General features: G+C 76.3%; 19 protein-coding genes. 10 read left to right on the top strand and 9 right to left on the bottom strand.

Translation table 11 applies throughout. The annotated features are described in order from the left end of the window. Positions 1-33: 33 nt before the first annotated feature. On the bottom strand, positions 34-870 hold the full coding sequence (locus HLA93_RS15995; protein ID WP_222195408.1) for a DUF1206 domain-containing protein: 837 nt from the start codon (positions 868-870) through the stop codon (positions 34-36). Positions 871-996: 126 nt separating this feature from the next. Between HLA93_RS15995 and HLA93_RS15990 the strand changes: the two genes are divergently transcribed. The 6 genes from HLA93_RS15990 to HLA93_RS15965 all read left to right on the top strand — a co-directional run bounded on the left by HLA93_RS15990 (position 997) and on the right by HLA93_RS15965 (position 8,766). Further along, positions 997-1,629: a hypothetical protein gene (locus HLA93_RS15990; protein WP_222195407.1), complete on the top strand. Its 633-nt coding sequence runs from the start codon at positions 997-999 to the stop codon at positions 1,627-1,629. Positions 1,630-1,989: 360 nt separating this feature from the next. Next, entirely contained in the window at positions 1,990-2,736 is a 747-nt protein-coding gene (locus tag HLA93_RS15985; protein ID WP_308128175.1) for a phosphodiesterase, read from the top strand. After that, positions 2,733-4,307, top strand: coding sequence for an SIR2 family NAD-dependent protein deacylase (locus tag HLA93_RS15980; RefSeq protein ID WP_222195406.1), 1,575 nt, complete (start codon positions 2,733-2,735; stop codon positions 4,305-4,307). Before HLA93_RS15985 ends, HLA93_RS15980 begins: the two co-directional genes overlap by 4 nt. A 58-nt stretch (positions 4,308-4,365) precedes the next feature. Continuing rightward, positions 4,366-5,616, top strand: coding sequence for a cytochrome P450 (locus HLA93_RS15975; RefSeq protein ID WP_222195405.1), 1,251 nt, complete (start codon positions 4,366-4,368; stop codon positions 5,614-5,616). Between the two features lie 61 nt (positions 5,617-5,677). Then, entirely contained in the window at positions 5,678-6,469 is a 792-nt protein-coding gene (locus HLA93_RS15970) for an alpha/beta fold hydrolase (RefSeq protein WP_222195404.1), read from the top strand. Continuing rightward, positions 6,466-8,766: a SpoIIE family protein phosphatase gene (locus tag HLA93_RS15965; protein ID WP_308128174.1), complete on the top strand. Its 2,301-nt coding sequence runs from the start codon at positions 6,466-6,468 to the stop codon at positions 8,764-8,766. Before HLA93_RS15970 ends, HLA93_RS15965 begins: the two co-directional genes overlap by 4 nt. A gap of 85 nt (positions 8,767-8,851) precedes the next feature. Here the strand turns inward: HLA93_RS15965 and HLA93_RS15960 are convergent, their stop codons facing one another. The 3 genes from HLA93_RS15960 to HLA93_RS15950 form a co-directional block, all read right to left on the bottom strand. Further along, on the bottom strand, positions 8,852-11,158 hold the full coding sequence (locus HLA93_RS15960; protein ID WP_222195403.1) for a HelD family protein: 2,307 nt from the start codon (positions 11,156-11,158) through the stop codon (positions 8,852-8,854). Between the two features lie 112 nt (positions 11,159-11,270). Beyond that, on the bottom strand, positions 11,271-11,429 hold the full coding sequence (locus tag HLA93_RS15955; protein ID WP_222195402.1) for a hypothetical protein: 159 nt from the start codon (positions 11,427-11,429) through the stop codon (positions 11,271-11,273). Between the two features lie 49 nt (positions 11,430-11,478). Then, positions 11,479-11,772 (bottom strand): DUF1905 domain-containing protein, encoded by a 294-nt coding sequence (locus HLA93_RS15950; protein ID WP_222195401.1) that lies wholly within the window; start codon positions 11,770-11,772, stop codon positions 11,479-11,481. 71 nt (positions 11,773-11,843) lie between these two features. On the opposite strand from HLA93_RS15950, the gene HLA93_RS21655 reads away from it, so the two are divergent. Then, positions 11,844-12,821 (top strand): helix-turn-helix transcriptional regulator, encoded by a 978-nt coding sequence (locus tag HLA93_RS21655; protein ID WP_222195400.1) that lies wholly within the window; start codon positions 11,844-11,846, stop codon positions 12,819-12,821. Here the strand turns inward: HLA93_RS21655 and HLA93_RS15940 are convergent. The 4 genes from HLA93_RS15940 to HLA93_RS15925 form a co-directional block, all read right to left on the bottom strand. Further along, the gene (locus HLA93_RS15940; protein ID WP_308128173.1) at positions 12,814-13,392 is read right to left on the bottom strand and encodes a TetR/AcrR family transcriptional regulator; all 579 of its coding nucleotides are present in this window, start codon (positions 13,390-13,392) and stop codon (positions 12,814-12,816) included. The two genes, HLA93_RS21655 and HLA93_RS15940, sit on opposite strands and share 8 nt — an antisense overlap. Beyond that, a complete protein-coding gene (locus HLA93_RS15935) occupies positions 13,385-14,218 on the bottom strand; it encodes an alpha/beta fold hydrolase (protein WP_222195399.1) in 834 nt (277 codons plus the stop codon). The genes HLA93_RS15940 and HLA93_RS15935 overlap by 8 nt, the downstream gene beginning before the upstream one ends. Before the next feature lie 109 nt (positions 14,219-14,327). Beyond that, positions 14,328-14,903, bottom strand: coding sequence for a mycothiol transferase (locus tag HLA93_RS15930; RefSeq protein WP_222195398.1), 576 nt, complete (start codon positions 14,901-14,903; stop codon positions 14,328-14,330). 47 nt (positions 14,904-14,950) lie between these two features. Then, positions 14,951-15,373, bottom strand: coding sequence for a DUF1810 domain-containing protein (locus HLA93_RS15925; RefSeq protein WP_222195397.1), 423 nt, complete (start codon positions 15,371-15,373; stop codon positions 14,951-14,953). 204 nt (positions 15,374-15,577) lie between these two features. On the opposite strand from HLA93_RS15925, the gene HLA93_RS15920 reads away from it, so the two are divergent. From HLA93_RS15920 to HLA93_RS15910, 3 genes are read left to right on the top strand one after another with little or no spacing between them, the layout of a single operon-like run. Beyond that, entirely contained in the window at positions 15,578-16,732 is a 1,155-nt protein-coding gene (locus tag HLA93_RS15920) for an acyl-CoA dehydrogenase family protein (RefSeq protein WP_222195396.1), read from the top strand. Beyond that, entirely contained in the window at positions 16,729-17,796 is a 1,068-nt protein-coding gene (locus HLA93_RS15915; protein WP_222195395.1) for an acyl-CoA dehydrogenase family protein, read from the top strand. The genes HLA93_RS15920 and HLA93_RS15915 overlap by 4 nt, the downstream gene beginning before the upstream one ends. A 24-nt stretch (positions 17,797-17,820) precedes the next feature. After that, a complete protein-coding gene (locus HLA93_RS15910; RefSeq protein ID WP_222195394.1) occupies positions 17,821-18,444 on the top strand; it encodes a GNAT family N-acetyltransferase in 624 nt (207 codons plus the stop codon). Between the two features lie 7 nt (positions 18,445-18,451). On the opposite strand, the gene HLA93_RS15905 is transcribed toward HLA93_RS15910, so the two are convergent. Then, positions 18,452-19,075, bottom strand: coding sequence for a hypothetical protein (locus HLA93_RS15905; RefSeq protein WP_222195393.1), 624 nt, complete (start codon positions 19,073-19,075; stop codon positions 18,452-18,454). Between the last annotated feature and the right edge of the window lie 322 nt (positions 19,076-19,397).

The raw sequence follows: 19,397 nt of genomic DNA, 5'->3' as shown, positions 1-19,397 counted from the left end.
GCCCGGGTGCTGCGGGCGCTCGGGTGCTGCGGGTCAGGTGCGCTGGGGGAACCGGGCGCGGAAGAAGCAGAAGACGCCGAACGCCGCGATGCCCAGCGCGACCAGGGTGAGCAGCGCCTGCCCGAACGGGGCGTCGAGCAGGGTGTGCATGGCGCCGTCCAGCCCGCTGGCCTTCTCCGGGTCGAAGGTGATCGCCGCCCAGCCGATCAGGCCGCCGACCACGCCCAGGGCGACGCCCTTGGCCGGGTAGCCGACCTGGCCGAGCCGCTCGATCACCCGGCGCTGCCCGGTGGAGGCGTCAACGGTGTCGATCTCCTTGAGGAAGCCCTTGGTCAGGCCCTTGTGCACGTGGTAGACCCCGACGCCGAGCAGCACCAGGGCGGCCGCCCCGACCAGGTAGCGCCCGCCCGGCCAGCCGAGCACGCCGGCCACGGTCTGCTCCTCCTGCCCGGAGCTGGACTGCCCGCTGCCGGTGGCGAAGCGGATCGCGGTGACGGCGAAGAACACGTAGACCACCGTCTTGGCCACCGCCTTGCCGACCTTGGTGGCTGCCTGCTTGCGGGCGTCGCCGGAGCCGCTGAGCGCGCCGCGGTACCGCAGCACGACGGCGAGCTGCCAGACGGCCAGCGCCAGCAGGCCGACCGCGAGCACCCACAGCAGCGGGGTGCCGAACGGCTGGGCGGCGAGGGTGGCCATCGCGCCGGACTGGTCGGCCGAGCCGCCGCCACCGCCCCAGGCCAGCTGCAGCGCCAGCCAGGCGATCAGCAGGTGGACGACGCCGTAGGCGACCAGGCCCACCCGGGCGAGGTGCTCGAGGGCGTCGCTGTCGCCCGCCCGCCCCGCTGCCGAGACCGTGTCCGACGTGCCCATGACCAGTTCCTCCTGCCGCCCGTGTGCTCGGCGATCGCCGGGATGGCGGCGCTCAGCCTGGCACAGCGGGGCGTGCTCCGCCGGGGCAGCCGTGCACCGCGCCGACGGTGGGGGAGACTGGTCGGCGTGACGAACGCCGTGACCGCCGGCCGGCTGGCCGCGACCGCCCCGACCACCCCGGCGCAGGCCCGGTCGACCTGGCCCCGGATGGCCCTGCTGGGCGCCGTCCTCCTCGTCCTCGCCGTCGTGGCGGCGGTCTGGGACGGCGTCGGGCCGCGTCTGCTGCTGGCCGGGATCGGCGTGCTGGCCGCCGTCCGCGGGACCACGATGCTGCGCGGTGCCCGCAACGGCCGGTTCGACCGGTCGGGCGCCCTGGTCGGTGCCGGCCTGACCTGGCTGAGCGCCGTGCTGGTCGGGGTGGCGCTGCTGTCGGGCACCGCCACCGGCTGGGCGTTCGTCGTCGCCGGGGTGCTCGCGCTGCCCGCGCTGGCTGCGGTCGCTGCCGTGCGCCGGGCCGCCGCCGTGGCCGGTGCGGTCGTCGTCGCCGCGGCGGCGGTGCTGCTGGCGGCGCTCGGCGGGGTGGACACCCTGCTGGACGCCGGCCGGTTGCTGGGCGCGCTGGTCGTCGGTGTCCTCGGGGTGGCGAACCTGGCCGGTGCCGGCGGGCTCGCCCGGATCGCCCGCCGACCCGAGCCGGCTCCCTCGGCCGGCTGCGGCGGCTGCGCCTGCGGGGCCGGCGGCTGCGGCTCTCGCGGCTGAGCCCTGCTCCCCGTCGCCACCCGGGGCACACGTCCGGGGCGGGTGACGCCCGGTGCCATCCAGTGGTTCCACCACGGACACCTCCGCGTCACGAGGGCGACCTAGCGTCGGTCCAGGCGGCGGGTGGGCCCTGCCTGCCGCCTGGACGACGCCGGGACACCTGGCGGGGCGAGAGGAACCGGACATGCGCACCATCGAACGGACCGTGTGGACCTGCGAGAACTGCAGGCGCACCAACTCCAGCGCCCGCAAGCGCTGCGCCGACTGCGGCACCACCCGCGACTGATCGGCACCGCTCCGCGGCCGTGCCCGAGGGCGCGCCCGGCCGCGGCAGCAGCGCACCACTGCGTGAACTGATGGGTGACCGCACCGCCGGCTGGTAATCCGCAGGGCATGGTCGGCCCGGTCCCCGCACTCCTGATCGACGCCGCGGGCCGGGTGGTCGCCCGCCCGCTCGCCGCCCTCGCCCGGGCGCGCGCCGGCAAGCCGATGCACCCTGTCGGCGTCGCGTTCCCCGGCCGGCTGGAACGGTCCGGGCTGGGCCGCCGCACGGGCATCGGGTGGCTGGACGGGACCGGTACCCAGGACGTCGTCGTCCGGCTGTCGCGGGGGGCCGGTCTGCCCCGCCCCCTCCCGGACCTGCTCGGGCTGGCGGTCCGGGTGGCCGGTGACCCGCCGGTCGACCTGCTGCTGTCCTCGGCCGGGGAGGGGCGCTTGACCCGCCGGGTGCCGCTGCTCCGCCGGGACGCCGCCGGCCCCTACGGCTCGATCATGGCCTACCGGAGCTGCGCGGGGCCGGTCTGGCTGACCGCCTCCCCGGCGGCGACAGGCCTGCCGTCCGACCGCACCGGCCTGATCGCCGCCGGCCCCGGCCTGCAGGTCACGCTGTGCGCCGCGATCGGGGCGGGCCCCTGGGAGCCCTTCGCCCGGATCACCCTCGGCACCCCGCCGGACCCGCCCGATCCGCCGGTGCACTTCGACGCGGTGCTGCACGCCCCGCCCGGGCTGCGCGCCGACGGGCCGTTGGCCCGGTTCCGACGGCCGGCCTACGCCGCGGCGCGGCGCGCCCTGGGGCAGCCGCTGGCCGACGAACCGGGGAGCCGGTGACCGGGCACGTGTTCGTCGTCGGCGCCGACCTGGCCCGGCTGTCCTGCGACGACGTGCTGGTGCCCACCGACCGGACGCGGCGGGTCACCGGCAGCTGGCTTCCGCTGCTCCCGGCGGAGGCCCTCGCCGAGCAGGACGCGGACGGGGCGTGCGTGGCCGGGGCGTGGGCCGGTGACGAACGGGTCGCCGAGGTGCCCGGCTGCGGGCAGCGACGGGCCTGGCTGGTCGACACCGTGGACGACGCCGGCGACTCCGACGGTGACCACCGGGCCGACGACGCGGGGCTGACCTGGCTGCTCGACGGTGCCCGGGAGGCGCTGGCCGCGGTGGCCCGGCGGCAGGTCCCGGCCCCCGCGCACGGACGGGCCCGGCGGCTGGTCGGGCTGCCCGCGCTGGGCACCGGCTGGGGCGGCGCGGCCGGACGGCGGGGCGAGCTGCTCCAGCAGCTGCTGCCGGTGCTGCGCGGGGCCGCCGAGGAGCACGGCTACGACGTCGCCCTGGTGCTGCGGCGGCCCAGTGACCTGGCCGCGGCCCAGCGGGTCCGCCGGGCCGCCGGCGGCGGGTGGGCGCTGCCGGCGGAGCTGCGGGCCGTCGCCGAGGACCTGGGCGCCCGGGCCCGCGACGGTGAGCTGGCGGTGTTCCTGGGCGCCGGCGTGAGCGCGGCCGCGGGCCTCCCCACCTGGGAGGCGTTGCTGGGGGAGCTGGCCGACCGGGCCGGCCTGGACGACGGACTGCGGGCCGGGCTGGCCGGTCTGCCGCCGCAGGACGCCGCCGCGCTGCTGGCCCGCGAACTGGGCCGGGACCAGCTCACCGGGTACGTGCAGGAGCGGTTCGGGCCGGGCCCGTACGCCCTGGCGCACGCCCTGATCGCCGGGCTGCCGGTGCAGGAGCACGTCACCACCAACTACGACCCGCTGGTCGAGCTGGCCGCCGCCGACGTGGGCCGGCCGCTGCAGCTGCTGCCCTTCGACGAGCCCGCGCCCGGGCGGCCCTGGCTGCTGAAGCTGCACGGGGACGCCGACCACCCGGAGAGCATCGTGCTGACCCGGGAGCAGTACCTGGAGCTCGGCGACCACCGCACGGCCCTGGCCGGCGTCCTGCAGTCGCTGCTGCTCACCCGGCACGTGCTGTTCGTCGGGACCTCGATGCTCGACGACGACCTCATCCGGATCGCCCACCAGGTGCGCACCGTGCTCGGCGACCGGGCCACCCAGCGGCGCAGCGGCACGGTGCTGGCGCTGCAGGAGGACCCGGTGCGGGCCCGGCTCTGGGAGCGGGACGTGGCGACCGTGGCGATGGCCGCCGCGGACGAGGCAGGCCGTGTCTCCGACGCGGAGGCGGCCCGCCGGCTGGAGGTGCTGCTGGACCTGCTCGGCTGCCTGTCCAGCCAGCCGACCGGGTACCTGCTCGACCCGGCCTACCGCGGGCTGCTGGACGAGGAGGAGACCGCGCTGGCCGACGCGCTGGGCCACGTCGGCGCGGCGCTGGCCACCGGCTCCGGGCGGAGCTGGGCCGGCCACGAGGTGCTGCGGCTGCTGCGTCGGCTCGGCCACGGCGACCACGGCGACTGAGCCGGCCGGGGAGGGGACGGGTGGTTGTGCCGGCGCCGGGCTGGGCACGGGGTCTCCCATGATCCGCAGGCCGCGCTTCGACGAGTCGATCCCGATGCTGGCCAAGGGCTACGCCTGGCTGCCCGACCGGCGCCGCGCCGCCGGACGGGACACCGTGCGCACCCGGGTGATGCTGCGCCAGACGCTGGGCGTCGAGGGGCCGGCCGGAGCCCGGTTCCTCTACGACGAGGGCCACGTCCGGCGCAGCGGGGCGTTGCCCGAGCCGGTGGTGAGCACGCTGTTCGGCCACGGCGCGGTGCACACCCTGGACGGCGAGGCGCACCGGGTGCGCAAGTCGATGTTCGTCGACCTGCTGATGGACCCGGCCCGGGTCTGGGAGGCGGTCGGGTGCATCACCGCGGCCTGGGACGAGGCCGTGCCCCGCTGGGCCGAGCAGGACGAGGTCGTGCTGATCGACGCGGCGGCCCAGGTGCTCACCCGCGGGATCTGCGCCTGGGCCGGCGTCCCGGTGACCGACGAGGAGGTGCCGGCGCTGGCCCGGGACCTGACCACGATGGTCGACGGCTTCGCCACCGGGGCACCGCGGCACTGGCGGGCCCGCCGGGCCCGGCAGCGGCGGGAGGCGTGGCTGGCCGGCATCGTGGCGGACGTGCGCTCCGGTGCGCGCACGGCGCCGGCCGGATCGGTGCTGGAGGCCGTGTCCGCGCACCGGGACTCCCAGGGGCAGGTGCTCGAGCCGCGGGTGGCTGCGGTCGAGGTGCTCAACGTGATCCGGCCGACCACGGCCATCTGCTGGTTCGTCGCCTACGCGGCGCACGCCCTGCACCGCTGGCCGGAGCACCGGGAGCGGCTGCGCTCCGGTGACCGGGCCTTCGCCGTCGCCTTCGCCCACGAGGTGCGCCGGTTCTACCCGTTCGCGCCGTTCATCGGCGGCCGGTCCCCGCGGGAGGTCGAGTGGGACGGCGAGCGGGTGCCGGCCGGCTCGATGGTGCTGCTGGACCTGTGGGGGCAGGGCCACGACCCGGAGCTCTTCCCCGAGCCGTTCGCCTTCCGCCCGGAGCGCTTCCTCGACGGGGACGAGGTCCGGGAGATCGGCGCCTGGGAACTGGTGCCGCAGGGAGCGGGTGACCCGCGCACCGGGCACCGCTGCCCGGGCGAGGACATCACCGTGGCGGTGCTCTCGGCGCTCTCCATCCGGCTGGCCCGGCTGCAGTACACGGTGCCCGAGCAGGACCTGGGCATCTCGCTGCGGCGCATCCCGTCCCGGCCGGCCAGCGGCATGGTGCTCAGCGGGGTCCGGCCGGGCTGACCCCGGACCGGCCGGCACGGAGGCTGGTGATCGGACGCTGCGGTCGCGTAGGTTCGGGGTCATGAGCGTCCGCACACGGAACGACGTCCGTGTCAGCGGCCGGATCGGCGGCCGGCCGATGGTCTTCGCGCACGGTTACGGCTGCGACCAGAACATGTGGCGCTTCGTCGCGCCCGACTTCGAGGCCGACCACCAGGTGGTCACCTTCGACCACGTGGGCTTCGGGCAGTCGGACCTGTCGGCCTACGACCCGGTGCGCTACGGCTCGCTGCGCGGGTACGCCGCCGACGTCGTGGAGGTCATGCGCGAGCTCGAGCTGACCGACGCCGTCTTCGTCGCGCACTCGGTCAGCGCGATGATCGGCGTACTGGCCCACGCCATGGCCCCGGAGCTGTTCGGCGCCATGGTGATGGTCGGCCCGAGCGCCCGGTACGTCGACGACGGCGACTACGTCGGCGGCTTCTCCCGGGAGCAGATCAAGGAGCTGCTGGCCAGCCTGGACGCCAACCACCTGGGCTGGTCCGCGGCGATGGCCCCGGTGATCATGGGCAACCCCGACCGGCCCGAGCTGGCCGCCGAGCTGACCAACAGCTTCTGCCGGACCGACCCCGACGTGGCACGCCAGTTCGCCCGGGTCTCGTTCCTCTCCGACAACCGGACCGACCTGCCCGGCGTCGACGTGCCCACCCTCGTCCTGCAGTGCTCCGAGGACGTGATCGCCCCGGAGACGGCCGGTCGGTACGTGCACGAGCACATCGCCGGGTCGGTGTTCACCCAGCTGGCCGCGACCGGTCACTGCCCGCACCTCAGCGACCCGGAGGAGACGACCGCCGCCGTCCGAGCCTGGTTGTGACGGCGCCCCACGTGGCTGCGGCCGAACGGCGCCACGAGGGGGACCAGCGGGCGCGGCTGGACCAGCTCCTGGAGGACGACCCCGCCGACCTCTACGAGAATGCGCCGTGCGGGTACCTGTCCACCCTCCCGGACGGGACGATCGTCAAGGTCAACCGGACGATGTGCACCTGGCTGGGGCTGCCCGCCGAGCAGGTGCTGCGCACCCGGCTGCGCGACCTGCTCAGCACCGGCGGCCAGGTCTTCCACGACACCCACCTGGCCCCGCTGCTGCGGATGCAGGGGGCCGTGCGGGAGGTCGCGCTCGACGTCGTCCGGGCGGACGGCTCGCTGCTGCCCTGCCTGGTGAACGCGGTGGAGGTGCGCGGCCCCGACGGCCAGGCGCTGATGGTCCGCGCCACGCTGTTCGAGGCGACGGCCCGGCGCCGGTACGAGCGCGAGATCCTCGCCGCGCACCGGGCGGCCGAGGCCTCCGAGGCGCGGTCCCGCACGCTGCACCAGGTCGTGGTCGAGCTGGCCGGGGCCACGTCGGTGGCCGACGTCGCCTCGGTCGTCGTCCAGCAGGCCGGCTCGGCGCTGCGCACCCGCGGCGCGGCGCTGCTGCTGGTCGACGAGGGCACGCCCGGCCCGGCTCCGGTCGGCGGGGGCCCGGTCCCCGCTGCGGAACCGGAACTGTTCGTGGCCCGCAGCGACGGGCTGCCCGTCGAGCTGCTGACGGAGCTGGCCACCGCGGCGGGTGGGCGGATCGCGCTCGAGCTGGCCGAGGGGCTGCGGGTGGTCACCGTCGACCAGCGGCTGCACGAGCGCCGACCGCGGGTCGCCGCCGCCCTGGAGGCGGCGCGGCTGCGGGCGATGGCCGTCGTCCCGGTGGTGGCGGCCGACACCCGCCGGCTCGGTGTGCTGGTGCTGGGGCTCGGCGGTCCGGACGACGGCGAGCTGATCGACCTGGACGCACCGGAGGCCGGTGAGCTCTCCGACGGGGACGTCGACCTGCTCTGGACGCTGGGGCGCCAGGCCGGCCAGGCCCTGGAGCGCGCCAAGCTGCGCGAACAGACCATCCGGCAGGCCGAGCGCTCGGCCTTCCTGCTGCACGCCGCCCGGCAGATGGCCGGGGCGACCGGGGTGGGCGAGACGGTCGAGCGGCTGGCCGACCTGGCCGTGCCCCAGCTGGCCGACGTCTGCCTGCTGGACCTGGTGACCGAGCACGGGGCGCGCCGGGTGGTGGCCCGGCACGGTGACCCGGCGCGGCAGCACGTGGTCGACGCCCTGCTGGAGTGGGCGCCCCCGGCCCGGGAGCTGCCCTACCCGGCCCAGCGGGCGCTGGCCGAGGGCCGCACCCAGTGGCTGGTCGCGCCGGACGACGCCTGGCTGGCCGGCGTGGTGCGCGACCCGCGGGAGCTCGCCGCCGTCCAGCAGCTGGAGCTGGCCAGCATCATCAGCGTCCCGCTGGTGGCGGAGGGGCGGTCGCTGGGGGCCCTGACGTTGAGCACCGACCGCAGGCGCGGCCCGTTCACCGCCGGGGACGTCGAGGTGGTCGAGCAGCTGGCGAACCAGGTGGCGCTGGTGATGGCCAAGGCGCAGCGCTACGAGCTGGAGGCCCGCACCTCGCACACCCTGCAGGCCACGCTGCTGCCCCCGCCGCCGCCGCAGGTGCCGGGGATGACCGTGGCGGTGCGCTACCTGGCCGCCACCTCCGGCGTGGAGATCGGGGGGGACTTCTACGACGTCGCGCCGCTGCCCGGCGACCACGTGGCCATCGCGGTCGGCGACGTCGTCGGGCACGACATCACCGCCGCGGCCACCATGGGCCAGCTGCGCAGCGTGTACCGGGCACTGCTGGTCGAGGCGCCCGCGCCGGCTGCCGTCATCGACCGGCTGCAGGCCAGCTGGCCGCTGCTCGGCCTCCAGCGGATGGCCACCGCGCTGTTCGCCACCCTGGACCTGCCCACCGGCCTGCTGCACGTCGCCTCGGCCGGCCACCCGCCGCCGCTGCTGATCGCCGACGGACGGGCGGAGTACCTGCCGGTGCGGCCCAGCCGGATGCTCGGCGCCCCGCCCGCCCCGGCGGTCGAGTGGTCCGGCGCCGTCCCGCCCGGCGCCACGTTGGTGCTGTTCACCGACGGCCTGGTGGAGAGCCGCAGCAGCGACATCGACGCCGGGCTGGGCCGGCTGCGGGCAGCCGCGGAGCGCTGGGCGGCGGTCGGTCCGGACGAGCTGTGCGACCGGCTGCTCGCCGACCTGGCCGGCACCCACCGGGCCGACGACATCGCCCTGCTCGCGCTCACCCGCGACGCCTGAGGTGCGCCGGGTCGGCTGACCCGGCGAGTGCGCAGTTCCGGTCGCCGACGCGCGGCGGCACGCCGTGCCGGGCGACCGGAACTGCTCAGTCGAGCTGCGCCGGGTCGTCGGCCAGGCGATCGAGCACTGTCGGGAGCTCGCCGGGGTGGAGCACGACCAGCCGCTGGGTGGCGCGGGTGAGGGCGACGTAGAGGTCGCTGTGCCCGCGCACCCCCTCGGCCAGCACGGCGGCCGGGTCGACCAGCAGCACCGAGTCGAACTCCAGCCCCTTGGCCTCGGCGGGCACCAGCACCACCGGGGCGCGGTCGGGGTCCCGCTGCGCCGGCAGTGCGTCGGCGACGGCGCGGGCGGCGGCCGCGGCCCGGCTCGGCGGCACGACCACCGCGACCGTGCCGCCCAGGCCGGCGAGCTCGGCGGTGCGGGCGGCGACGCGCGGGAGCAGCTGGTCCTCCTCGACCCGCTCGGCGACCGGCGGGTTGCCGCTGCTGCGCACCGACTGCGGAGCGGCGGTGACCGCGTCGCTCGCGGCGAGCACGTCGGCGGCGACGGCCATGATCTCGGTGGGCGTGCGGTAGTTGACGGTCAGCTCGGCCAGCCGCCAGTGGTCGCCGACCGAGGGCCGCAGCGCCTCGTCCCAGGCCGACGCGCCGGCCAGGCTGCCGGTCTGGGCCAGGTCGCCGACGACGGTCATCGACCGGGTCGGGCAGCGGCGCACCAGCAGCCGCCAGGCCATCGCCGAGAGCTCCTGCGCCTCGTCCACGACCACGTGCCCGAAGGTCCAGGTGCGGTCGGCGGCGGCCCGCTCGGCGGTGGTCCGGTAGTCGACCTCGGAGCTGCGCTCGGCCAGCGACTCGGCGTCCAGCAGGTCCCCGGCGGTGAGCTCCTCGCCCTCCTCGTCGTCGTCCAGGTCGGTGGAGCGGGAGCCGTGCAGCATGTCCAGGGTGTCCTGCGCCTCGGCGCGGGCCTGCCGACGGCGCCGGGCCTCACGGGCCCGCTCGGCGCTGTCGTCGTGGCCCAGCAGCTCGTCGGCCTCCTCCAGCAGCGGCACGTCCGCCGGGGTCCAGGGGCTGCCGGCCGGGCGGGCGAGCAGGGCGCGGTCGGCGTCGCTCCAGCCGCGGGTCGCGGCCTTGATCCGAGCGGGGGAGGAGTACAGGTCGGTGAGCAGCTGCTCGGGGGTGAGCACCGGCCACAGCTCGTCGACCAGCTGCCGCACGGCCGGCTCGGTCGCGATCTCATCGCGCAGCGACTCGACGTCGCGGCGGTCGAGCAGCTCGCCGCCGTCCCGGACGTCGCCGCTGATCCGGCCGACGTAGCGGTCGGTGATCAGCTGGGCCAGGGCCCGGGCGAACGCCGGGCGGCCGAGGTTGTGCAGCCGGGAGGCGCGCCGGCCGGCGGTGCGGACGCCGTTGAGGTCGGCCGGGCGCAGGGTGATCCGCACCCCGTCGATGACCAGCTCGCGACCGGTGCGGGGCACGGTCTGCCGGGCGCGGACCGCCGAGGTCAGCACCGACACCATCGCCAGCCGGCCCTTGACCTCGGCGGTCTCCGGCGACTCGGTGCCCTGGGCGTCCAGGCCCGGGCGCAGCTGGCCGAGCCCGGCCAGCAGCACGCCGGTCTCGCCGAGGGAGGGCAGCACGTCGGCGATGTAGCGCAGGAACGTCGGGGTGGGGCCGACCACCAGCAGTCCGCTGCGGGCCAGCCGGTCGCGGTGGGTGTAGAGAAGGTAGGCCGCCCGGTGCAGCGCGACCGCGGTCTTGCCGGTGCCCGGCCCGCCCTGGACGACGAGCACCCCGCGGGCGTCGCTGCGGATGATCGCGTCCTGCTCGGCCTGGATGGTGGCGACGATGTCGGTCATCCGGCCGGTGCGCTCGGCGGTCAGCGCGGCCATCAGCGCGGCCTCGCCGGTGAGCGCCGGGCCGTCGGTGGCCGTCGCGTCGATCGACAGGACCTCGTCGTGCACCGCGGTCACCGTGCGGCCGCGCAGCCGGATGTGCCGGCGGCGGACCACGCCCTCGGGGCGGAACGGGGTCGCCGTGTAGAACGGCCGGGACGCCGGCGCGCGCCAGTCGACCAGCGCCGGGTCGCCGGCCGGGTCGTCGGCGGGCAGACCGACCCGGCCGATGTAGAGCGGCTGCGGCTGCTCCTCGCGGTCCAGCCGACCGATGACCAGGGCGTGGTCGGCGGCGTCCAGCGCGGTGATCCGGGCGGACTGGAAGCGGGCGGCGGCCTCCCGCTCACCGAGGGACTGCGGGTTGATCACCGGCATGGCCAGCGCCTGCTTGAAGCGGTGCACCGCGTGGTCCCGGTTGGCGTCCAGCCGCCGGTAGAGGTCGGTGACGGCGACCTGCTCGGCCGCCAGCTCCGGGTCTGCCCCGGCCGCGGAGTCGGTCATGGGCCGGGGGGAGTGGCTCGACAACGGGCGCGGTCTCCTCGGGAGGGGGGATGGGGCTGCACCGGCGGGCCGGTCGCGGCGGTGCCGTCGTGCGACGGCGGCGTCCACCTTGTCACGTCGGGGCGCTCTGGTCGGTGCGATGCCGCCCACCCGGTGGAGCGGCGGCGGCCCGGGTGGTCGGGCAGGATCTCGGCATGGCGACCGGGCCGCGCGGGCAGGTGCCGCTGACGCCGATGTCGCTGCGGATCGAGACCGAGCGGCTGGTGCTCACCCCGGAGGAGCCGGCTGGTCTGGCTGGTCCGCGACCGCTGAACCAGCGGTCAGCCGGGGGCGGCCACGGTCAGCCGGGCGGTGACGGTGTCGCCCAGGTCGATCAGCTCGGCCCGGCGGACGGCGTCCTTGACCGGCAGCAGGTAGCGCCCGTCCTTGGGCCACAGCGAGGTCTGCCAGGTGGTGGCGCCGATCCGGGCCTGCACCGGCACCATGCCCCAGCCGTAGGTGACGGCCCGGGCCACCTCGTGCAGCCGGTCGCACTCGTCGTCCGGCACGGTCAGGAAGTGGAACGGTGCCGGCCCGCGCCAGTGCCAGATCGCGCCGCTGAACTCCAGCTCCATGCCCGGGTACCTGCTCCCTGTCGTCGGTCAGGCGGGCAGGCTACGGTCCGAACCGGACGAGGGGCGTCCGGATGGGCGGAGTCGTGCGACCGGACGGGAACCCCACAGCACGGGCACTGATCGCCCTGGAGGTGCTGCAGGGCCGGCCGGGCATCACCGCCGCCGGGCTCGCCGCCGAGCTCGGCGTCTCTGACCGGGCCGCCCGCCGGTACGTCGCCACCCTGCGCGAGGCGGGCATCCCGATCGAGTCCGAGCGCGGCCCGCACGGCGGCTACCGGGTGGGCCGGGGGCTGCGGCTGCCGCCACTGGTGTTCACCGCCACCGAGGCGCTCGGTCTGGTCATGGCGGTGCTCGACGGCCACCACGACGCCGGTGACCGCACCGACCCGGTCGGCAGCGCGCTGGGCACGATCCTGCGGGCCCTGCCCGAGGGCGTGGCTGCCCAGGCCGAGGCGGTCCGCCGCAGTGCGGCGCCGGCGGTCGACCGGTCGGCCGCCCGCCCGGACCCGGCGACCACCAGCGCGCTGGTGCAGGCCTGCGCGGACCGGCGGCGGGTGCGGCTGGGCTACCGCTCCGAGGCCGGGACGGAGTGGACCGCCGAGGTCGACCCGTGGGCGGTCGTCGTCCGGCACGGCCGCTGGTACCTGCTCTGCCACGCGCACGCGGCAGGCGCCCGGCGGGCCTACCGGGTCGACCGGGTGCGGGGCGTCGAGCGGCTGGAGCAGACGTTCGTCGTCCCGGCGGGCCTGGACCCGGTCGCCGAGCTGGAGGAGCACCTCGCCGTCGGCTGGGAGTACACGTGCGAGGTGCTCGTGGACGCACCGCTGGACCGGCTGGCCGGGTGCGTGCCGCGCTCGCTCGGCCGGCTCACGGCGGTGGACGGGTCGACCACCTCGCTGGTCGGGAGCACCGGCAACCCGTGGTGGTACGCCGAGCAGCTCGCCGCGCTGCCCGCGCCGTTCCGGGTGGTGGGCGGCCCCGAGCTGCAGCACACCACCCGGGAGCTCGGCCGGCGGCTGCTCGCCGCCACCGAGCCGCCGATCAGCTGACCGGCCCTGCGGCGGTGTGCAGGCCGCGGTCGAGGAGGTCGATGAGCCACTCGAAGCTCTCGCCGACGTCGGCGGACCACTGGAAGCCGTTCGCGGACTGCAGGGTGGCGAAGCCGTGGAAGGCGCTGCGCACCGTGCGCAGCGCGTGGTCCGTCTCCGCGGGCCCGACGGCGTAGGAGCGGAGCACCGCGGAGAACGCCTCGAGCAGCCCCAGCCCCGCGACCGCGATCGGGTCGTCCGGACCGGTCGGCTCGACGCCGATGGTGGCCGCGTACCGGCCCGGGTGGGCGAGCACGAAGTCGCGGAACGCGTGGGCGGCGGCGCCGAGCGCGTCCCGGCCCGCCCGCCCTTGGATCGCGGTGCCGACCGCGGAGGCCGCCTCGGTGAGCGCCAGTGCAGCGATCCCGCGGTTCAGGTCCTCCTGGCCGGCCACGTGCTTGTACAGCGACGGGGTGCGCACGCCGAGCCGCTCGGCCAGCCGGCCCATGGTCAGGCCGGCGAAGCCGATCTCGTCGGCGAGCGCGGCTCCGGCCGCGACGACCGCGGCCTGGTCGAGGCCCGCCCTAGGCACGGGCGGCCGCCAGGAACGGCAGCACCAGAGCGCTCACCTGGTCGGGGAACTGGACGTGCGGGTAGTGCCCGGCACCCTCGACCAGGGCCAGCTGCCCCAGCCCGGGTGGCAGCGCGGCGACGATCGCCTCGCCCTCGGCCTGCGGCGAGGCCCAGTCGGGGTCCAGGGTGCCCTGCACGACCAGCACCGGGCAGCGGACGTCGGCCAGCCGCTCGCCGGCGTCGGCGGGGGTGCTCTTGCCCATCTGCTGCATGGCCGCCATCCGGCCCGGCTCCCGGAGCATCGCCTCGATCCGGTCGAGCCGGACGTCCCAGTCCGCCGGCTTCGGCCCGGGGTAGGCGACCTCGAGGTACTTGCGCCACTGACCGGTGCTGCCGAGCAGCGCGGTGCCGAGCAGGTGCCGCATGCCGCGCCGGAAGCGGGCCACCCGCAGGTCGCCGAGGCCGACCTGCTGCTTGCGGGTGAACGGCGCCAGCTCCACCACCGCGGTGACCAGCGACGGAGCCTGCGCTGCGGCGATCGTGACGGCACCGCCGGAGATGGAGTGACCGACGAGCACCGCCGGGCCGCCCAGGTGCTCCACCAGGGCGATGAGGTCACCGGCGATGTCGGTCCGGCTGTAGGACGCCCAGCCGACGCTGGACTCGCCGAGGCCCCGCAGGTCGACGGCGGCGACCCGGTACCCGGCCGCCACCAGGGCCGGTGCGAGGAAACGGTAGGCCTCGCGGCTGTCGCCCATGCCGTGGGCGAGCACGACGAGGTCACCGGCGTCGCCGGTCACCTCGTAGGCGAGGGTGCCGCCGTCGACGGTCAGGTGCTCGGTCATGTCTGCCTCCCATGTGGCTAATGCGCTTAGCCCCAAGCTAACGTACTTAGCCAGTGCCTGGCAACCTCTTCCCGCGCGGAGGGGTCGAGGGCGACGACGAGGTGCCGGGTCAGCCGACCGGTCGGCGACCCACCCTCGGGTGCCAGCCGGCCGGCGGGTCCTCACCGACCAGCCCGTCGACGGCCTCCCGGAGCAGGTCGGCGTGGCCGGTGTGCCGGCCGTACTCCTCGATCAGGTCGCACACCAGCCGGCGCAGGCCGACCGGTTCGTCCTCCGGTCCGGTGAGGTGCACCCGCTGGTCCAGCCCGCCCTCGGCCAGAGCGGCGGTCAGCCGGCCACGCGACCGGGCGACCGCGTCGTCCCAGGAGGCGTAGAGCTGCTCGGGGCTGTCGTCGGCGGCGGAGGTGAACGGCCAGTCGTGGTCGCCGGCCCAGCTGGACTCCCACGGCTCACCGATCGGCGCGCCGCTCAGCCGCTGGGCGGAGACGTCGTCCTCCACGACGGCCAGGTGCTTGAGCAGTCCGCCGAGGGTGAGGCTCGAGGCGCCGATCCGGGTCCGCAGCCCGGCGGCGTCCAGGTCGGCGGCCTTCCAGCGGAAGGTGGTGCGCAGCCGGTCCAGGGCGCCGAGGAGGTGCTCGGCCTCGGTGCCGTCCATCGGTGGTTCCCAGGGGGTGTCGTCGCTCATGGCGGCACCGTAGGGGCGGTTGCGGACGTTCGGCGTCCGGTTGCCGATCAGAGCCGGGACGTCGTCTCCGGGTCACGGGTGCCGTCGAAGTACTGGTCGAGCACCTCGCCGAACACCGGGTCGTCGGACACCTCGGCGAACAGCGTCATCGACGAGCGCAGCTTCCGTGCGTCGATCCCACCGAGGATGGCGACCGGGTCGCCGGTGTCCAGGTCGGTGAGCACCCGGGCGCACTCGCGCAGCCGCGGGCCGAGCACCTGGTGCGCCAGGTAGGCCCGTGCCTCGTCGGCGCCGCTGACCGCGTACCGCCGGGCCATCTCGCTGGAGCCCAGCCCGGCCAGCTGCGGGAGGACGAACCACATCCAGTGGCTGGTCTTCCGGCCGGCGCGCAGCTCGGCCAGCGCCCGGTCGTACGTGCCGCCGCCCTCCTGGGCGTCGACGAACCGCTGCAGGTCGAAGGGGTCGCTCATCGGTGGCTCCCGGGGTCGGCGGCTGGGCGGCGTCCAGTCCACCACGAGGCGCACCAGCGGGCGCCGCCCCGTCCGTCCGCCGGGCCACTCGGCCCGCAACGGTCCGGGCGGACCGACCTCCGGTGCGCACCGTCGCAGCCCGCCCTGTAGAACCGACACCGGACCGGCACCGACCGGGCACCACACCGACGTGGGGAGCACTGCATGGGCAGCAACTCGTTGACGCTGGCGCCCGCGCCGCGCTCGGCCGCCGCCGAGGAGGTACGGGCCGAGGTGCGCGAGTTCCTCGCCGCCGAGCTGGCCGCCGGGAGCTTCACCACGCACGTGGACACCTGGCTCTCCGGGGTCGACCCGGCGTTCTCCCGCAAGCTCGGTGAGCGCGGCTGGCTGGGCATGACCTGGCCGAAGCGGTACGGCGGGCACGAGCGGACGGCGATGGAGCGCTACGCGGTGACCGAGGAGCTGCTGGCCGCCGGCGCCCCGGTCGCGGCGCACTGGATCGCCGACCGGCAGTCCGGGCCGAACCTGCTGCGCTACGGCACCGAGGCGCAGCGCACCGAGATCCTGCCCCGCATCGCGGCGGGGGAGTGCTACTTCGTCATCGGGATGAGCGAGCCGGACAGCGGCTCGGACCTCGCCTCGATCCGCACCCGGGCCACCCGCAACGGCGACGGCGACTGGGTGGTCAACGGCGCCAAGGTCTGGACGTCGAACGCGCACACCAGCCATTACGCGATCACCCTGGTGCGCACGTCGCCGGCCGACCCGGCGAACCGGCACGCGGGGCTGTCGCAGCTGCTGGTCGACCTGTCGCTGCCCGGGATCACCGTCAACCCGATCCGGATCCTCGACGGCGGCCACCACTTCAACGAGGTGGTCTTCGACGACGTCGTCGTCCCCGGCGACATGCTGCTGGGGGAGGAGGGCGCGGGCTGGCACCAGGTGACCGCGGAGCTGGCGTTCGAGCGGTCCGGGCCGGAGCGGTTCCTGTCGACCTACCCGCTGATCGCCGAGTTCGCCCGGCGCGCGTCCGACCCCGCCCAGCTCGCCGCCCTCGGCCGGATCTCCGCCCGGCTGCTCGCGCTGCGCCAGCTGTCGCTGCGGATCGCCGGCGCACTCGACCGCGGCGAGCTGCCCGACATCCCGGCCGCGCTGGTCAAGGACGTGGGGACGACGTTCGAGGCCGACGTGATCGACGAGGTGCGCCGAGCGGTCGACGTCCCGGCGTCGCTGGACTCACCCGACCCGCTGGGCCGGGCGCTGGCCGAGGCACAGCTGCACGCGCCGGGCTACACGCTGCGCGGCGGCACCAACGAGATCCTGCGCGGGATCGTGGCACGAGGGCTGGGCCTGCGATGACCTCCTCCGACGTGGACCTGGTCGTCGAGACCGTCCGGGACATCCTGACCGGGCACGAGCCGTTCGTGCTCACGCCGGAGCGGCCCTGGGACGCCGGGCTCTGGTCGGCGCTGGCCGAGGCCGGGCTGACCGGGGTGGGGGTGCCCGAGGAGGCCGGCGGCTCCGGCGGCGAGCTCGCCGACGCGGTCGCGATCGTGGGCGCGCTGGCCGCCGGCGCGGCCGCGGTACCGGTGGCGGAGCAGCTGCTGGTGGCCGCTCCCGCCGTCCTCGCCGCGGACCTGGACCTGCCCGCGCCCGAGGAGCCGCTGTCGATCGCGGTGGACGGCGCGGTCACCGCAGAGCCCCGGGACGACGGTGACGGCCCGGGCAGCTGGACGCTGACCGGCACCGCCACGGACGTGGCCTGGGCCGGGGTCGCCCAGCACCTCGCCGTGCTCGCGACCAGCCCGGTCGGACCGGTGCTCGCGCTGGTGCACGTCGCCGGCCGGGAGGTCACCGCCGCGGCGAACCTGGCCGGTGAGCCGCGCGGCTCGTACGTGCTGCAGGGGGTGACCGCACCCGGCGCGCTGCTGACCGGTGCGCAGGCCGAGCAGCTGCGGGCCCGGTACGCGCTGGCCCGGGCGGTGCAGCTGTCCGCGGCGCTGCAGCAGGTGCTGGCCTGGACGGTGCAGTACGCGGGAGAACGGCAGCAGTTCGGCCGGCCGTTGGGGAGGTTCCAGGCGATCCAGATGGAGCTGGCCGAGATGGCCGGTGAGGTCACCGCGGTGGCGGCGCTGGTCGACGCGGCGGTGCAGGCGGTCGAGCGGGGGGAGTCGCTGGTGCTGGCGGCCGCGGCGTCGAAGGTGCGGGCCGGCGCCGCGGTCGAGGTGGTCGCCCGGCTGGCCCACCAGGTGCACGGCGCGATCGGCTTCACCCAGGAGCACCGGCTGCACCACCTCACCCGGCGCTGCTGGTCGTGGCGGGACGAGGCCGGCACCGAGACGGCGTGGGCCCGGGTGCTCGGTGCCGGGCTGCTCGGCGACGGGCCCGACGCGCTGTGGCCGGCGCTGACCCGGGTCGTGTGAGGGAGGACCCCCGTGCGGCCCGGCATGCCTGAGCCCGCGGGGGAAGCCGCCGTCCGGCCCTACCGGCCCGCGGACCGGGCGGCGGTCTACGACGTCTGCGTGCGCACCGCCGACGCCGGCGGTGACGCCCGCGGCCGGTGGTCGACCGACGACCTGATGCCCGACCTGTTCGCCGGGCCCTACGTCGACCTGGAGCCCGAGCGCGCCTTCGTGCTGGACGACGGCGGGCAGGTGGTCGGCTACGTGCTGGGCACCGCGGACACGGCCGGCTTCGTGGCCGCCTGGCGGGAGAGGTGGCTGCCCCGGCTGGCCGACCGGTACCCCGCACCGCCCGACCCGCCGCGCACACCGGAGGAGGCGATGACCGCCCTGCTGCACCGGCCGGAGCGGATGCTCCTGCCCGAGCTCGCGGGCCACCCGGCGCACCTGCACGTCGACCTCCTGCCGGCCGTGCAGGGCGCCGGCTGGGGGCGGGCGCTGATCGAGACGTTCTGTGCCGCGGTGGCCGCGGCCGGGGCGCCGGGCGTGAACCTGGGCGTGGACCCGGCCAACAACCGGGCGCTGGGGTTCTACGCCCGGCTGGGCTTCACCGAGATCGCCGTCCCCGGCGCGACGGGCGTCGTGTACCTCGGTCGCCCCACCACCTGACCCGCCCTCACACGGTCTCGGGGACCCGCAGGTGGGCGACGGCCAGGTCCAGATCGGTCACCTCGGTGATCCGGCCGCACATCGCCCGGGCGTACTGCTCCCGCACCGCGTCGGCGCGCTGGCCGGCCACCAGCATCGCCTCCCGGTCGGCGTAGGCCACGGCCAGCACGGTGTTGCCCGAGACCCGGTCGACGAGCAGGCTCGCGCTGCAGAACCCGGTGAGCTCCTCGATCCGGGGCAGCAGGGCCATCCGGAAGGTGGCGACGTCGTCGTCCAGGGCGGACGGGTCGGGCCGCGTGCTCCAGACGAGCCGGCAGACGGCGTCCGGACCGGTCGGCTGCACCCGGTGCAGCACCGCGATCTCCCACTGCGCAACCACCGGCACCGCGCCCAGGACCTTGCCCAGCCGGGCGCGGTCGGGGCGCATGCTCTCCGCGCTGGCGAGCATCGCCTGCTCGTCGGCCCAGCCGCTGGTGACGATGCACCGGCCGGTGCGGCGGCCGACGAGCATGGACAGCCCGGTGCAGCCGTCCAGGTCGGTGGCGGTCGGCAGCCACTCGTCGCGGACGAAGGTGATCGCCTGGTCGACCCGCCTGGGGTCGCCTCGCAGTGTGGCGGTCCGTGCGTACATCTGCGGCTCCTCTCCGGAGAGCGGGACACCGGCAGAGCCCCGGCAGCGCTGCCGTGGGGCGACTGTGCTCGCCCGGGCGCGGTCACGGCGCGTCGACGACGGGTGCCGCGCGCGCTCGCCGGGCGGGTCAGCACCCTCCGCGAGCGGGTGGCTGCGGAGGGCCGCCCGCCCCCGAGAGTGGCGGCCCACCGCAGCTCCGATCAGTCCAACACGACCGGCCGCCATCAGCCCGGCGCTGGTCACCCCTCCGGTCAGCCCACCAGGACCTCGCGCGTGCAGCACGCGCCCACTGCGCGGCACACCGGTCCGCGCCGGCGGTGAG

Source organism: Modestobacter italicus (assembly GCF_019799965.1).
Classification (GTDB): domain Bacteria; phylum Actinomycetota; class Actinomycetes; order Mycobacteriales; family Geodermatophilaceae; genus Modestobacter; species Modestobacter italicus_A.
The sequence above is the reverse complement of the archived record's forward strand: the minus strand, read 5'-3'. Positions and strand labels throughout refer to the sequence as shown.